The sequence below is a fragment of the Pseudonocardia zijingensis genome (genome assembly GCF_042657305.1).
In the GTDB taxonomy this organism is placed as follows: Bacteria; Actinomycetota; Actinomycetes; order Mycobacteriales; family Pseudonocardiaceae; genus Pseudonocardia; species Pseudonocardia zijingensis.
In genome coordinates, this window is sequence record NZ_JBHSKO010000010.1 from 224,800 (window position 1) to 239,135 (window position 14,336).

Sequence of the window (14,336 nt, forward strand, 5' to 3'; positions counted from 1 at the left end):
GAGCCATAGCGGATCGATATCGGACCCGGCGTGTCGTCATATTTGCGGTATCGCGCGGCGGTTGCTTGCCTGTCGCCCGTGATCGAGACGAAGCCGAGCCGCCGCTCCGTGCTGGCGGCGGCGTTCCTGCTCCCGCTGGCCGGGTGTGCCGCACCGGCCGCCCCTGCCGCGCCCGCCCCGCCCGCACCGGCTCCGCCTCGCGCGGACCGTCTGGTCGAGCTCGAACGGCGCTTCGACGCGCGTCTGGGCGTCTACGCCCTGGACACCGGCAGCGGCCGCGAACTGGCCCACCGCGCCGACGAGCGGTTCGCGATGTGCTCCGTGTTCAAGGCGCTGGCCGCCGCCGCGGTGCTGCAGCGCACCCCGCCCGAGTACCTCGACCACCGCGTGCGCTTCACCGAGGCCGACGTCGTCGATCCGTCCCCGATCGCGCAGGGGCGCCTCGCCGACGGCATGACGGTGCGCGAGCTGTGCGACGCGGCCGTGCGCTACAGCGACAACACCGCCGGGAACCTGCTGCTCGCCGACGTCGGCGGCCCGGCCGGGATCACGACCTTCGCTCGGTCGCTCGGCGACGAGGTGACCCGGCTCGACCGGACCGAACCGGAGCTGAACACCGCGATCCCCGGCGACGAGCGCGACACCACCACGCCGCGGGCGATCGCCACGAGCCTGGGCGCCCTGGTGCTCGGCGACCACCTCGACCCGGCCGACCGCACCCTGTTCACCGAGTGGCTGGTGGGCAACACGACCGGCGCCACCCGCATCCGCGCCGGGCTGCCGCCGGACTGGCGGGTGGGCGACAAGACCGGCACCGGCAGCTACGCCACCGCGAACGACGTGGCGGTCGCGTGGCCGCCGGGTGGCGCGCCCGTGCTCGTCGCGGTGCTGACCTCCAAGGCAGCCGAGGACGCCACCCGCGACGAGGCCCTCCTCGCGGAGGCGGCGGCGGTGGTGGCACAGGAGCTCGGCTGAGCCCGGATCGCGAGCAAGATCACGTTAGCGGGGAACGGCGGCGCTGGGTGGGTACCGTCGAACCGGTGCCCACCGCCCGCGCCGCCCGCACCCGGCGTGGCGTGACCGCCGTGCTCATGGCGGCGGTGTGCGGGGCGGCCACCGCGCTCGGCGTGCTGGGCGCCACCGGTCGCGCGGTGCTCGTGTGGGACCGGGTCGTCGGACGCCCGATTCCGATCGTCGTGGAGATGCCCGGCGCGGAGACCGGCCCGCCCTGCCCGCTCGACGCCCGCTACGTCGACGAACCCCCCGACCGCCTGCCGCCCGACGCCCTCGCGGCCTGGCAACGGCTCCGGTCGGCGGCGGAGCAGGACGGCGTGCGGCTCTGCCTCAACGACGGCAAACGCAGCCGCGAGCAGCAGGCGCGGCAGTTCGCCGAGGCCGTGCAGGACTTCGGCAGCGCCGAGCTGGCGAGCAGGTACGTGCTGCAGCCCGACGAGTCGATGCACGTCGTCGGGATCGCCGTGGACGTGCAGCCGCTGGCCTCGGCCGCTTGGGTCGAGGAGCACGGTCAGGCGCTGGGCTGGTGCCGCCGCTACGAGAACGAGCCGTGGCATTTCGAGTTCGACGCGACCTACCCGACGAGGGGCTGCCCCGCGCTCCTGCCGAGTGCGACGGGGTCCTGAGGGCCGCCCCGGGGGAGGGCAGGAAAGCCACATTCAGGGCCTCTCCGGCCCTGAATGTGGCTTTCCTGAACCTCGGGGGCGGAGCGGCCTACCGGACCGCCCTCAGGTCCAGCACAAGCTCCTCCGGGGCGCCCTCGACCAGCCGCACCGGGATGCCCCAGTCCTGCTGGTAGCGGTGGCACGCGGCGAACACGCCGTCGTCGCCCTCGTCGTTCGCGTCGCAGGCCGCGGCCGCCACGCTCACCTGCAGCACCCCCTCCGCCGGCGCGTCGGGGGCGAACCGCAGCGTGCGGGTGAGGCCGGGGGCCGTGCCGGCCCCGTCGAGCAGCAGCTCCGGAGGGGACGCGGCGACGGTCAGCGAGGTCGGGTCGCCGAAGCGCGTGTCCAGGTGCTGGCCGGTGGGTGGGGTGAAGTCGATCCGCAGCGCCAGCGCCCCCGGGGCGAGGTCGGTGCGGGAGCGGCGGACGCGGTGCGCGCGGCCGTCGACGCGGGTGCTCGCCGGGATCGGGACGCGCACCAGCCGGTGCGCCGCCGACTCGACCACCACGAGGGAGTCGCCGTCGAGGAGCAGGTCGGCGGGTTCGCGCAGGTCGCGCGCGAGCGTGCCGACGGTGCGGGTGGCCGGGTCGTAGCGGCGCACGGCACCGTTGTAGGTGTCGGCGATCGCCACCGAGCCGTCCGGGAGCACCGCCACCCCGAGCGGGTGCTGCAGGAGGGCCTCCTCGGCCGGGCCGTCGCGGAACCCGAAGTCGAACAGGCCGGTCCCGGTCGCCGTGGTGAACTGCGGTCCGGCCGCCGGGGCCGCCTGCACGGAGCGCAGGGCCGAGGTCTCGGAATCGGCCACCCAGAGGGTGCCGTCCGGCCCGGTCGCGAGCCCGGACGGCTGCGCGAAGAAGGCGTCTGCGGGGGCGCCGTCGCGCAGGCCCTCGTTGGTGGTGCCCGCGAGCACGGCGACCACACCCGAGCCGGGATCGAACGACCACAGCTGGTGGCTGCCCGCCATCGCGACGACCACGCGGTCCTCCCACCAGGCGAGATCCCAGGGTGAGGACAGCTCCGCGGCGCCCGCACCGGGCTCCACCCGCGTGCGCAGCTGCTCCCCGGTGCCCGCGAGCGTGGTGACGGTGCCGTCGGCGAGGCGCACGCCGCGCAGCGCGTGGTTGACGGTGTCGGCGACCACGACGTCGTACTCCGCGCGCGCCTGCTCCGGCAGCAGGAGCAGGCCCTGCGGCTCGGAGAAGCGGGCGGGGGAGTCGGAGAACCCGCGCTCGCCGGTGCCGATGCGCCGCCGCTCCGTGACCAGGTCGGCCTCCAGCTCGACGAGCTGGTGGTGCGCGGTGTCGGACACGAGGAACGTGCCGCCGGGCAGCGCGATCGCCTTGCCCGGGAAGCGCAGCGCGGTGGCCGGCTCCGGCGGGGCGACGTAGGGGCCGTCGCCGCGGCGGAGGGTACCCGCACTCTCGTGCTCGGCCACGAGCTCCTCGACCAGCACCCCCAGCCCGTGCCCGTGCCCCTCGCCCGCCAGGTGCGCCACGACGTAACCGGTCGGGTCGATGACCACGAGCGTGGGCCACGCCCGCGCGGCGTAGGCGTCCCAGGTGACCAGCTCGGGGTCGTCGAGCACCGGGTGCTCCACCGCGTAGCGCTCGACCGCGGCGGCCACGGCGTCGGGGTCGGCCTCGTGCACGAACTTCGGCGAGTGCACGCCGATCGTCACCAGCACGTCGGCGTAGCGCTCCTCGAGCTCGCGCAGCTCGTCGAGGACGTGCAGGCAGTTGATGCAGCAGAACGTCCAGAAGTCCAGCAGGACGATCTTCCCGCGCAGATCGGCGAGCGTGAGCTCGGTGCCCCCGGTGTTCAGCCAGCGACGCCCCCGCAGTTCAGGCGCCCGCACGCGTGTTCGGCTCACGCCGCAGATCAACCCGCTCGCGGCCCCCGCTGTTCCGGTGCTAGCGCCCGCCGTGGCGCTCGCGTTCGCAGATGGACACCAGCATGAACACGATCGTGCACAGCACGATGATGCCCAGGAGGTCGAACCAGCTCATAGGACCACATCCCGCGGCCGCCGATCGGATCGGAGCGCCTCCGTGTGGGGCTCCGCGCGGCCATGTGGTGTCCTCGCTCACACGGCGCGGGGGGTTACGCGGGTGCGCCATCGGCTCCGGGCGGCCACGCACAGCGCGAGCCAGGCGGCGCCCACCAGCCAGCCGGCGAGCACGTCGCTGAACCAGTGCACGCCCAGGTAGACGCGGGTGAGGCCGACGGCGCCCACCCAGAGCGCCGCGGCGGTGACCATCGCGGCTCGCGCGGCGGGGCGGCGGCTCGGCCAGGCCAGCACCACGAGCGCCCCGATCACGACGACGGCGGTGGTGGCGTGGCCGGAGGGCAGCGATTCGCTCACGGCGTGCACGAGCTGGCCGTCCTCCGGCGGGCGGGGGCGGCCGAACAGCTGCTTGAGCGCCCGGAAGACCAGCTGCGCGCCCGCCGTCGCGCCGATCACGAACACGGCGTCGGCGCGCCGGTCGGCGAGCCACAGCCGCAGGCCCGCGAGCGCGGCGAGGACGCTCATCGCGGCCGTGCTGCCCAGGTGGGTGACGGCGACGGCCGCCACCGTGAGCAGGTCGGTGCGCGCCTCGACCGACCCGTCGAGCAGGGCGGCGTCGAGCCGGGCCGGGCCGACGCCGGTGACCGCGGCCCACAGCCCGGCGAGCGCCGCGAGTCCGAGGACGACGGCAACCACCGCGTCGAAGACCGGGCGCGGGCGCGGGAGCGCGACGGGCTCGCGCAGCCCGGCGGGCCGGTCCTCGGTGGGTCGCGACATCGTCCTCGCTCGCTGACGTCAGGCGGGGCGCCCCCGCATCTCGCGGTAGCGGCGCACGAGCGCCGCGGTGGAGGCGTCGAGCCCGGCGGTGTCGGCCGTGTCGGCCGCCAGCACCGGGGCGAGCTGCTTGGCGAGCACCTTGCCCAGCTCCACGCCCCACTGGTCGAACGAGTCGATGCCCCAGATCGTGCCCTCGACGAACGTGACGTGCTCGTAGAAGGCGATGATCTGGCCGAGCGTGGCCGGAGTGAGCTTCGGCGCGAGGATGGTGGAGGACGGGCGGTTGCCCGGCATCACCTTGTGCGGCACGACGTCGGCGGGCGTGCCCTCGGCCGCGATCTCCTCGGCGGTCTTGCCGAACGCGAGAGCCTGGGACTGGGCGAACAGGTTGGACATGAACAGGTCGTGCATGTCGCCGTCGCCGTCCACGTCGATCGCGTGGTTGGGCTCGGCGAAGCCGATGAAGTCGGCGGGCACGAGCCGGGTGCCCTGGTGCAGCAGCTGGTAGAAGGCGTGCTGGCCGTTGGTGCCCGGTTCGCCCCAGAAGATCTCGCCGGTCACCGTGGTGACCGGGCTGCCGTCGCCGCGCACCGACTTGCCGTTGCTCTCCATCGTGAGCTGCTGCAGGTAGGCGGGCAGGCGGTGCAGGTACTGGCTGTAGGGCAGCACCGCGTGGGTCTCGGCGCCGAAGAAGTTGACGTACCAGACGCCCAGCAGGCCCTGGATGACCGGCAGGTTCTCCTCGAGGGGGGCCTTGCGGAAGTGCGAGTCCATCGCGTACATCCCGGCGAGGAACTCGGCGAACTGCTCCTTGCCGATCGCCACCATGAGCGAGAGCCCGATCGCGGAGTCCACCGAGTAGCGCCCGCCGACCCAGTCCCAGAAGCCGAACATGTTGGCCTCGTCGATCCCGAACGCGCTGACCTCCTTCGCGTTCGTCGACACGGCCACGAAGTGCTTCGCCACGGCCGACTCCTCGCCGCCCAGCCCGTCGAGGAGCCAGCGCCGCGCCACCTTGGCGTTCGTGAGCGTCTCGAGGGTGGTGAAGGTCTTGGACGAGACGATGAACAGCGTGGTGGCCGGGTCGAGGTCGCGGGTGGCCTCGGCGATGTCGGTGGGGTCGATGTTCGAGACGAACCGCATGGTGAACGAGCGGTCGGCGTAGGCGCGCAGTGCCTCGTAGGCCATCACCGGGCCGAGGTCCGACCCGCCGATCCCGATGTTGACGACGGCGCGGATCCGCTCGCCCGTGTGCCCCGTCCACGCGCCCGACCGCACGGCGTCGGTGAACTCGCCCATCCGGCGCAGGACGGCGTGCACCTCGACGGGGACGTCCTGGCCGTCCACGGCGAGCGCGGTGGCCTCCGGCGCCCGCAGCGCGGTGTGCAGCACCGCGCGGTCCTCGCTGGTGTTGATGTGCGCGCCCGCGAACATCGCCTCGGTGCGCTCGGGCAGCCCGGCGGCACGGGCGAGCGCCGCGAGCAGCGGCAGCGTGTCGCGGGTGATGCGGTGCTTGGAGTAGTCGAGGACGAGGTCGGCCCCGGTGGCGGTGAGCGCGGTGGCGCGCTCCGGGTCGTCGGCGAACAGGTCGCGCAGGTGCCGGTCGGCGACGGCGCCGTGGTGCTCGGCGACGGCCGTCCACTCGGGGGTCGTGGTGATGTCGGTCGTGGACACGAGGGCCATAGTGCCGCGTCGTCAGGACGTGGTGGCGGTCGGGACGCGCGAGCCGTCACCCGTTCGCTCCCACAGCGCGATCCCGCCGAGCAGACCGGAGATGTTGGGCACGATCGTGCGGTTCGGGCCGATCGTGTCCGGGTCGAGCTTCTTGGCGTTGCCCCCGCCGATGTAGAGGTGGTCGGGCAGCACCATCGCCTCGAACGCGTCGAGCGCCTCGTGCACCCGCTTGCGCCACTTCTCCTTTCCGATTTTCTGGCGCTCGTTGTCGCCGCAGGCCACCTCGATCGACGTGCCGCCGAAGGTGCCGTGCGACAGCTCCATGTGCGGCAGCAGTTGCCCGTCGAAGAACACGGCGCAGCCGACGCCGGTGCCGAGTGTGACGACGAGCTCCATGCCCTGGCCCGAGATCACCGCGCACCCCTGGACGTCGGCGTCGTTGGCCACCCGCACCGGCCGGGCGAACCGCTGCGCGAGCGCCGACTCCAGCTCGAAGCCCGTCCACATCGCGACGAGCTCCGGGTCGGGTGGCTTGCCCGGGCCCCGCCGGGAGAAGGCAGGCACCTCGCGGACCCGGCCCCTGCGGATGGCCCCGGGGAACCCGACGGATACGCGGTCGTGGTCGGGCTGGGTGGCCACCAGCGCCGTGAGCTCCTCCAGCAGCACCGGCGGGGTGCACGGGTACGGCGTGGCCCTGCGGGTCCGCTCCGACGCGGGCTCACCGTCGGGGGTGAGCACGATGGCCTTCAAACCGGATCCGCCGATGTCGATCGCCAGCGTGCGTGGTCCGTCCATGGCCGCCTCCTCGTGCACCTGCCCCACGCCGGAGGACGTTAACCGGCGGCGGGGGCGGGCGCACGCCACTGGGCCCGCACGTCGGGGCGTGCCGCGCGCCGCCGCCGCCGGTTCAGGAACGCCACGTTCCTGAACCCCGGGGCGGGCCGGCGCCTGCACCCGCTCGTTGCCAGGATCAGCGTCCTAGGCTGACGCCGATGGCCGGGGACGACGAACGCGTGCTCGCCCTCGCGCCCGATCCGGCGTCGGCGGCCGCGGGGCGTGCCCAGGCGGCGCCGGAGCGGTGGTCCGGGCTGGGGGCGGCGGGCACCGTCGTCTGGGGGCTGTGCCGGGGCAGCCGCCCGGACCCGTACCGGGTCGCCGTCGATCGCGGCGAGCCCGCGTACGCGTGCACGTGCCCGAGCCGGAAGTCCCCGTGCAAGCACGCACTCGGCCTGCTGCTGCTCCGGGACCGCGGTGCGGTGCCGGACGCGGACGAGCCGGAGTGGGTGCGCGCCCGGCTCGCCGAACCGGCGCGGCGCCGCCCCGCCCGCACCCCGGGGGCGCCGCCCCGGGATCCCGAGGCCGCGGCCCGGCGGGCCGAGCGGCGCGCCGAGCGGGTAGCCGCCGGGGCGGCGGAGCTGCGGGACTGGCTCGTCGACCGCGTCCGCAGCGGGCTGGCCGGGGCGGACGCCGAAGAGCTGTACGGGGTGGCCGCCCGGATGGTCGACGCGCAGGCGCCGGGGCTCGCGAGCGGGCTGCGCCGCGCGGCGGGCGTGATCGGGCGGGGCCGGGACTGGCCGGGACGGCTGCTCACCGAGCTGGCGCTGCTGCACGTCCTCGCGGAGGCGAGCACCCGGCTCGCCGAGCTGCCCACCGACCTCGCCGCCACCGTGCGGACCCGGCTCGGCTTCCCCACCGACACCGCCGACGTGCTCGCGAACGGGGAGCGCGTGACCGACGAGTGGGTGGTGATCGGCGTGGTGGACGAGGTGACCGAGCGGCTCACCACCCGCCGCGCCTGGCTGCGCGGACGGGAGAGCGGGCGCCCCGCGCTCGTGCTGTCGTTCGCACCGCCCGGTCGGCCCCTCGACGGATCCCTCCCCGCGGGCCACGTCGTGCGCGGTGAGCTGGCCTTCCACCCCGGGGCGGCTCCGCTGCGGGCGCTCGTCGTGCGGGCGGACGACCCGGTGCGCGCCGGCCGTCCGCACGGCGACGCGGTGAGCGCCGCCCTGGAGTCGGTGGCGCGGGTGCTCGCCGTCGACCCGTGGCAGGAGCGGTGGCCGCTGCTGCTCGACGGCGTCACCCCCGCCGCGGACGGCGACGGCTGGCTCCTCGCGGACGACGCGGGCGCGGCGCTCCCGCTCGACGAGCGCGCCGACCCGTGGCCGCTGCTCGCCGTGGCGGCCGGCGCTCCCGTCACGGTGGCCGGGGAGTGGACCGCCGCCGGCCTGCGCCCGATGACCTGTTGGGACGGCGACCGGACGGTGCGGCTGTGACCGCCTGGGCCGACCTCGTCAGCACGGCGCTGCTGGGCACCCGGCGCCGCCGGTTCGACCCCACGGCGCTGCCTGCCGCGGTACGGCCGCTGGTGTCCGACGAGCCGGAGACAGGCCTGCTGACCGCGGCCGCGGTGCTGGCCACCTACCGGCGGGCCGGGCGCGTCCCCGCGCGGGTGGACGCCCCGCCCGTCCCGGTCGCGCGAGACGAGCGCCCGCTCGTCCCACCGGCGGCGCGGCGCCGGCTTTCGCGGCTGCCCGTGGACCTGCTCCCCGAGTGGCTGGACGCGGTGCGGGAGCGGGGACTGCGCGCGCCGCCGGAACACCTGCCCGCGCTCGCCGAGGCCGCGCGCACCCGGCCGCCCCTGCGCGCCGCGCTCGCGGGTGCGGCCGGCCCGGCAGGTGCCTGGCTGGGGGAGCGCAACCCGGCGTGGGGCTTCCTGGTGCAGGCGGCGCCGGACGGCGACCCCGATGGCGATGGGGTGTGGGAGTACGGCACCGCGGCGCAGCGGCGGGCGTGGCTGCACCGCACCCTCGCGGCCGACCCGCAGGCCGGGCGCGCCGCGCTCACGGCCACGTGGGCGGGCGAACCGGCCGGCATGCGGGCGGACCTTCTCGCGGTGCTCGCCGAGCACCTCGCGGCCGAGGACGAGCCGTTCCTCGAGGCCGCGCTGGACGACCGGGCGGCGCCGGTGCGGGAGGCCGCCGCGCAGCTGCTGCCGCGGCTGCCCGGGTCGCGGCTGGTGGCGCGGATGCGGGAGCGGGCCGCGCGGCTGGTGCGGGCCGACGGGAGCGCTCTCGCCGTCACCCCGCCCGACCCGGGCGACCCCGCGCTCGTCCGCGACGTCGGTGGCCCGCAGGCACGCGCCGCCCGCGGGCCGGCCGACCTGCTGCGCGCGGTCGTCGCCGCCACGCCACTGGAGCACTGGGCGCGTGCCGGGGATCCCGCCGACGTGGTGGTCCGACCGGTCCACGGGTGCGATCCCCACGTGCTGCACAGCGGGTGGGCCGAGGCCGCGGGCCGGGAGCGGGACGCCCGCTGGGCCGCGGCCGTGCTGCGCGCGATCGACCCGGGTGCCGTCGACGCCACGATCACGGGCGTGCTCGCCCGCCTGCCGGCACGCGTGCAGGGGCCCGCGGTCGCGCTGCTCGCCGCGCGGCTCACCCCCCAGGCGATGGCCGCCGCCGTCGGGCAGCTGCCCGCGCCCTGGTCGCCCGAGCTCGGCACCGCCGTGCTCGACTGGATCGCGACCCACCCCGGCAACCGCGGGCTCGGCGGCGCCGCCCGGGCCGCCGGGATCCGGGTGCCCCGGGCGTGCCTGCGCCACCCCGTCGCCACCGGGCCGTTGCCGGTCGGCTCCGCGCCGTGGTGGCGGGAGCTGGCCGCCACCCTGACCGTCCGCCGCGAGATGCACGAGGAGCTGGACCGATGACCGAAGCAGCGACCGGGTCGGTTCTGCGGCCGCACGCCGAGCAGGACCACGCGGACGAGCTCGCGGCGCTCGCCGCGGCCGACGACCGGCCACGCCCGCCGTCGTGGCGGCTCTCGCCGTGGGCGGTGGTCACCTACCTGCTCGGCGGCACGCTGCCCGACGGCACCGAGATCACGCCGAAGTACGTGGGGCCGCGTCGGCTCGTCGAGGTGGCCGTGGCCACGCTCGCCACCGACCGGGCCCTGCTGCTGCTCGGGGTGCCCGGCACGGCCAAGACCTGGGTGTCCGAGCACCTGGCCGCCGCCATCAGCGGCGACTCCACGCTGCTCGTGCAGGGCACGGCCGGCACCGCGGAGGAGGCGATCCGCTACGGCTGGAACTACGCCCGCCTGATCGCCGAGGGGCCCTCGCCCGCCGCGCTCGTGGAGAGCCCGGTGCTGCGCGCCATGCACGACGGGAAGATCGTCCGGCTCGAGGAGCTCACCCGCATCGCCGCGGACGTGCAGGACTCGCTGATCACGATCCTGTCCGAGAAGACGATGCCGGTGCCCGAGCTGGGCACCGAGGTGCAGGCCCGTCCCGGCTTCAACCTGATCGCCACCGCCAACAACCGCGACCGCGGCGTCAACGAGCTCTCCAGCGCACTGCGCCGCCGGTTCAACACCGTGGTGCTGCCGCTGCCCGACAGCGCCGACGCCGAGGTGGAGATCGTCGCCCGCCGCGTGGCGCAGCTGGGGGCGTCGCTGCAGCTGCCCTCCGAGGTGGCGGCGCTCGCCGAGATCCGCCGGGTGGTCACCGTGTTCCGGGAGCTGCGTTCCGGGCGCACCGAGGACGGGCGCACGGCGGTGAAGTCGCCCTCGGGCACGCTGTCCACCGCCGAGGCGATCAGCGTGCTCACCGGCGGCCTCGCGCTCGCCGCGCACTTCGGCGACGGCGTGCTGCGCGCCGAGGACGTCGCCGCCGGGATCCTGGGCGCCGTGGTCAAGGACCCGGTGGCCGACCGCGCGGTGTGGGTGGAGTACCTGGAGACGGTGGTCCGGGAGCGCGAGGGCTGGGCCGACTTCTACCGGGCCGGCCTGGAGGTCACCGGGTGACCACCCGCCTGTTCGGGATCCGCCACCACGGGCCCGGGTCAGCCCGGGCCCTGGCCGCGGAGCTGCACGCCTTCGCCCCGGACGTCGTGCTCATCGAGGGCCCGCCCGAGGCCGACGCCCTGGTGGCGCTCGCCGCCGACCCCGCCCTGGAGCCGCCGGTCGCACTGCTCGCCTACGCCGTGGACGACGTGGCCCGCGCGGCGTTCTGGCCGTTCGCGGTGTTCAGCCCCGAGTGGCAGGCCATCCGGTACGCCGTGGAGGCCCGCGTGCCGGTGCGGTTCTGCGACCTGCCCGCCGCCCACCAGCTGGCTCTCGACGGGCGCCCCGGTGGCTCCGCCGACCCGCTGGCGCGCCTCGCCGCCGTCGCCGGGTACGACGACCCGGAACGCTGGTGGGACGACGTGATCGAGCACCGGCGCGAGCCGGCGTTCACCGTGATCGCCGACGCCATGGCCGCCCTGCGGGCCGACGAGCCGGTCGGCGACCACAGCGACGTGCACGGGGCCCGCCGCGAGGCGTACATGCGCACCGTGCTGCGCCGCACCCGCAAGGACGGCTACGAGCGGATCGCCGTCGTCTGCGGCGCCTGGCACGTGCCCGCCCTCACCGACCCGCTGCCGCCCGCGTCCCGGGACCAGGCCCTGCTGCGCGGGCTGCCGAAGCGGAAGGCGGCGTGCGCGTGGGTGCCGTGGACGCACGGGCGGCTGGCGGCGTCCAGCGGGTACGGCGCGGGCGTGACGTCGCCGGGCTGGTACCACCACCTCTTCACCACCGACGAGGACGTCACCGCGTGCTGGCTCACCGCGGTGGCGGGCGTGCTGCGTGCCGAGGACCTGCCCGTGTCCACCGCGCACGTGATCGAGGCCGTACGGCTCGCCGAGACGCTCGCGGCGCTGCGCGACCGGGTGTCCGCAGGGCTCGCCGAGGTCACCGAGGCCACCCTCGCCGTGCTGTGCGGGGGCAACGAGGTGCAGCTCGACCTCGTCACCCGCAAGCTCGTGGTGGGGGAGCGGATGGGCGCCGTGCCCGACGACGCCCCGCTCACGCCCCTGGCCGCCGACCTCGCCGCCACCGCGCGCCGGTTGCGCCTCAAGCGCGACCCGGCGCCCCGCGAGCTCGATCTCGACCTGCGCAACCCCGGCGGGCTGGACCGCTCCCGGCTGCTGCACCGCCTGCGCCTGCTCGGCATCCCGTGGGGCCGGCCCGCCGCGAGCGCCCGGCGCAGCACCGGCACGTTCCGGGAGACCTGGGAGCTCGCCTGGCAGCCGGAGTTCGAGGTGGACCTCGTGGCGGCAGGCGTGCACGGCACCACCGTGGCCGGGGCGGCCACCGCGCGCGTGCGGGCCGCGGTCACCGACGCGCCCGCCCTCTCCGACGTCACCGCGGCCGTGGAGCGCTGCCTGCTCGCCCACCTGCCCGGCGCCCTCCCGGACGCCCTCGCCGCGCTCGACGCGCGCGCCGCCGACGACGCCGACGTCACCCACCTCATGGCGGCCTTCCCGGCGCTCGCCCGGGCCACCCGGTACGGCGACGTGCGCGGCACCGACACCGGCGCGCTGAGCACCGTGGCCGAACGCGTGCTGGCCCGCATCTGCGCCGGCCTCCCGCCCGCGGCGCACGGCGTCGACGAGAGCGAGGCGACCCGCCTGGCCGGGCTCGTCGACGGCGTGCACGACGTCACGGGCCTCCTCGGCGAGGAGGCCACCAGTCGCTGGCTCGCCGCCCTCGATCGGCTCGTGCAGCGGCCCGCCCTGCCGCCGCTGCTGGCGGGCCGGCTGGCCCGGCTGCTCGCCGACGCCGACCGGATGCCCCCCGACCAGGTCGAGCGACGACTCGCCCGCGCCCTCACGCCCGGCACGCCGTCGGCGCAGGCGGGTGCGTACGTCGAGGGGTTCTTCGCGGGCGGCGCCCTGCTGCTCGTGCACGACGACAGGCTGCTGCGGGTGGTCGACCGCTGGCTCGCCGAGGTGGCGCCCGACCAGTTCGACGAGGTGCTGCCGCTGCTGCGCCGCACGTTCGGCGCGTTCGCCGACCCCGAGCGGCGCGCGATCGGGGAGCGGGCCGCCGCGCTCACCGGCGCCGTCCCGGCACCGCGCGTCGCCGACGGCATCGACGAGGAACGGGCCGAGCGGGTGCTGCCGGTGTTCGCGCAGCTGCTGGGGGTCGCGCCGTGAGCGACGACGAGCGGCTGCGGCGCTGGCGCATGGTGCTCGGCAGCGGGCCGGAGGAGACCGCCGACGGCACCGGCGTCGCGCTCGGGCCCGAGGACCGCCGCGTCGACGCCGCGCTCGCCGCTCTCTACGACGGCGGGGGCGGCGAGGGGAACGGGCCGCGCACCGGTGGCCTCGCCGGCTCGTCACCGCAGGTCGCGCGCTGGCTCGGCGACATCCGCCGGTACTTTCCGACCCCCGTGGTGCAGGTGATGCAGCGCGACGCCGTGGAGCGCCTCGGGCTCACCCGCATGCTGCTGGAGCCGGAGCTCCTCGCCGCCGTCGAACCCGACGTGCACCTGGTGGGCACGCTGCTCTCGCTCAAGGGCGTGCTCCCGGAGGAGACGCTCGAGACCGCGCGGGCCGTCGTGCGCACCGTGCTGGCCGAGCTGGAGCGCCGCCTCGCCGACCACGTGCGCTCCGCCGTCACGGGCGCGCTCGACCGTTCCACCCGCACCCGGCGGCCCCGCCCCGCCGACGTCGACCTCGCCCGCACCATCCGCGCCAACCTGCAGCACTTCTCCCCGGACCTGGGCACGATCGTGCCTGAGCGGCTCATCGGGCACGGCCGCAAGCACCGCAGCGTGCAGCGCGACGTGATCCTCGCCGTCGACCAGTCGGGCTCGATGGCCGAGTCGGTGGTGCACGCGGGCCTCCTCGGCGCGGTGCTGGCGTCGATGCCGGCGCTGCGCACGCACTTCGTCGCGTTCGACACGGCCGTCGTCGACCTCACCGACTCCCTCGGCGACCCGGTCGAGCTCCTCTTCGGCACCCGGCTCGGCGGCGGCACCGACATCAACCGGGCGATCGCCTACTGCCAGTCGCTCGTCACCCGCCCCACCGAGACGCTGCTCGTGCTGATCAGCGACCTGTACGAGGGCGGGTCGCAGCCCGAGCTGATGCGCCGGGTCGGGTCGCTCGTGGGCGCCGGGGTGCAGGTGGTGGCGCTGCTCGCCCTGTCCGACAGCGGCGCGCCCGCCTACCACCACGACAACGCCGCCGCCCTCGCCGCCCTGGGCGTCCCGGCCTTCGCCTGCACGCCGGAGCAGTTCCCGGAGCTGATGGGCGCGGCGATCCGCGGCGAGGACCTCCAGGCCTGGGCGGCGCGGGCGACCCAGGCCTAGATGCCAGCATGGTGGCCTTACTGGCGTAATGCGCCAGCAAGGCCACCATGCTGGCGTTCGGGGCCGG

Annotated in this window: 11 protein-coding genes; 7 read left to right on the plus strand and 4 right to left on the minus strand. The window is 76.0% G+C overall.

The window, feature by feature from the left end; genetic code table 11:
- Positions 1-81 precede the first annotated feature (81 nt).
- Positions 82-975 (plus strand): class A beta-lactamase, encoded by an 894-nt coding sequence (bla, locus tag ACFPL3_RS21350; RefSeq protein ID WP_379589588.1) that lies wholly within the window; start codon positions 82-84, stop codon positions 973-975.
- A 65-nt stretch (positions 976-1,040) separates the two neighbouring features.
- Positions 1,041-1,640, plus strand: coding sequence for a D-alanyl-D-alanine carboxypeptidase family protein (locus tag ACFPL3_RS21355; RefSeq protein ID WP_343942474.1), 600 nt, complete (start codon positions 1,041-1,043; stop codon positions 1,638-1,640).
- A gap of 88 nt (positions 1,641-1,728) precedes the next feature.
- Here the strand turns inward: ACFPL3_RS21355 and ACFPL3_RS21360 are convergent, their stop codons facing one another.
- From ACFPL3_RS21360 to ACFPL3_RS21375, 4 genes are all read right to left on the minus strand, one after another.
- Complete coding sequence (locus ACFPL3_RS21360) at positions 1,729-3,549, minus strand: NHL domain-containing thioredoxin family protein (protein ID WP_343942473.1); 1,821 nt, start codon at positions 3,547-3,549, stop codon at positions 1,729-1,731.
- Between the two features lie 213 nt (positions 3,550-3,762).
- Positions 3,763-4,461, minus strand: coding sequence for a phosphatase PAP2 family protein (locus ACFPL3_RS21365; protein WP_343942472.1), 699 nt, complete (start codon positions 4,459-4,461; stop codon positions 3,763-3,765).
- Between the two features lie 18 nt (positions 4,462-4,479).
- A complete protein-coding gene (pgi, locus tag ACFPL3_RS21370; RefSeq protein ID WP_343942471.1) occupies positions 4,480-6,135 on the minus strand; it encodes a glucose-6-phosphate isomerase in 1,656 nt (551 codons plus the stop codon).
- 21 nt (positions 6,136-6,156) lie between these two features.
- A complete protein-coding gene (locus ACFPL3_RS21375; protein ID WP_343942470.1) occupies positions 6,157-6,930 on the minus strand; it encodes an ROK family protein in 774 nt (257 codons plus the stop codon).
- A gap of 197 nt (positions 6,931-7,127) precedes the next feature.
- Here ACFPL3_RS21375 and ACFPL3_RS21380 point away from each other — a divergent pair, with 197 nt between their 5' ends.
- Genes ACFPL3_RS21380 through ACFPL3_RS21400 form a run of 5 tightly spaced genes read left to right on the plus strand, consistent with a single transcriptional unit; the run spans position 7,128 to position 14,269 of the window.
- Positions 7,128-8,408, plus strand: a complete 1,281-nt coding sequence (locus ACFPL3_RS21380; RefSeq protein WP_379589581.1) for an SWIM zinc finger family protein — start codon at positions 7,128-7,130, stop codon at positions 8,406-8,408.
- Positions 8,405-9,841: a DUF5691 domain-containing protein gene (locus ACFPL3_RS21385; protein ID WP_379589582.1), complete on the plus strand. Its 1,437-nt coding sequence runs from the start codon at positions 8,405-8,407 to the stop codon at positions 9,839-9,841. Before ACFPL3_RS21380 ends, ACFPL3_RS21385 begins: the two co-directional genes overlap by 4 nt.
- Positions 9,838-10,935 carry an ATP-binding protein gene (locus ACFPL3_RS21390; protein WP_343940414.1) on the plus strand — a complete coding sequence of 366 codons (1,098 nt, stop codon included), beginning with the start codon at positions 9,838-9,840 and terminating at the stop codon, positions 10,933-10,935. The genes ACFPL3_RS21385 and ACFPL3_RS21390 overlap by 4 nt, the downstream gene beginning before the upstream one ends.
- Entirely contained in the window at positions 10,932-13,109 is a 2,178-nt protein-coding gene (locus ACFPL3_RS21395) for a DUF5682 family protein (RefSeq protein WP_379589583.1), read from the plus strand. Before ACFPL3_RS21390 ends, ACFPL3_RS21395 begins: the two co-directional genes overlap by 4 nt.
- A 29-nt stretch (positions 13,110-13,138) precedes the next feature.
- Positions 13,139-14,269 carry a VWA domain-containing protein gene (locus tag ACFPL3_RS21400; protein ID WP_343940445.1) on the plus strand — a complete coding sequence of 377 codons (1,131 nt, stop codon included), beginning with the start codon at positions 13,139-13,141 and terminating at the stop codon, positions 14,267-14,269.
- The last annotated feature ends 67 nt before the right edge of the window (positions 14,270-14,336 follow it).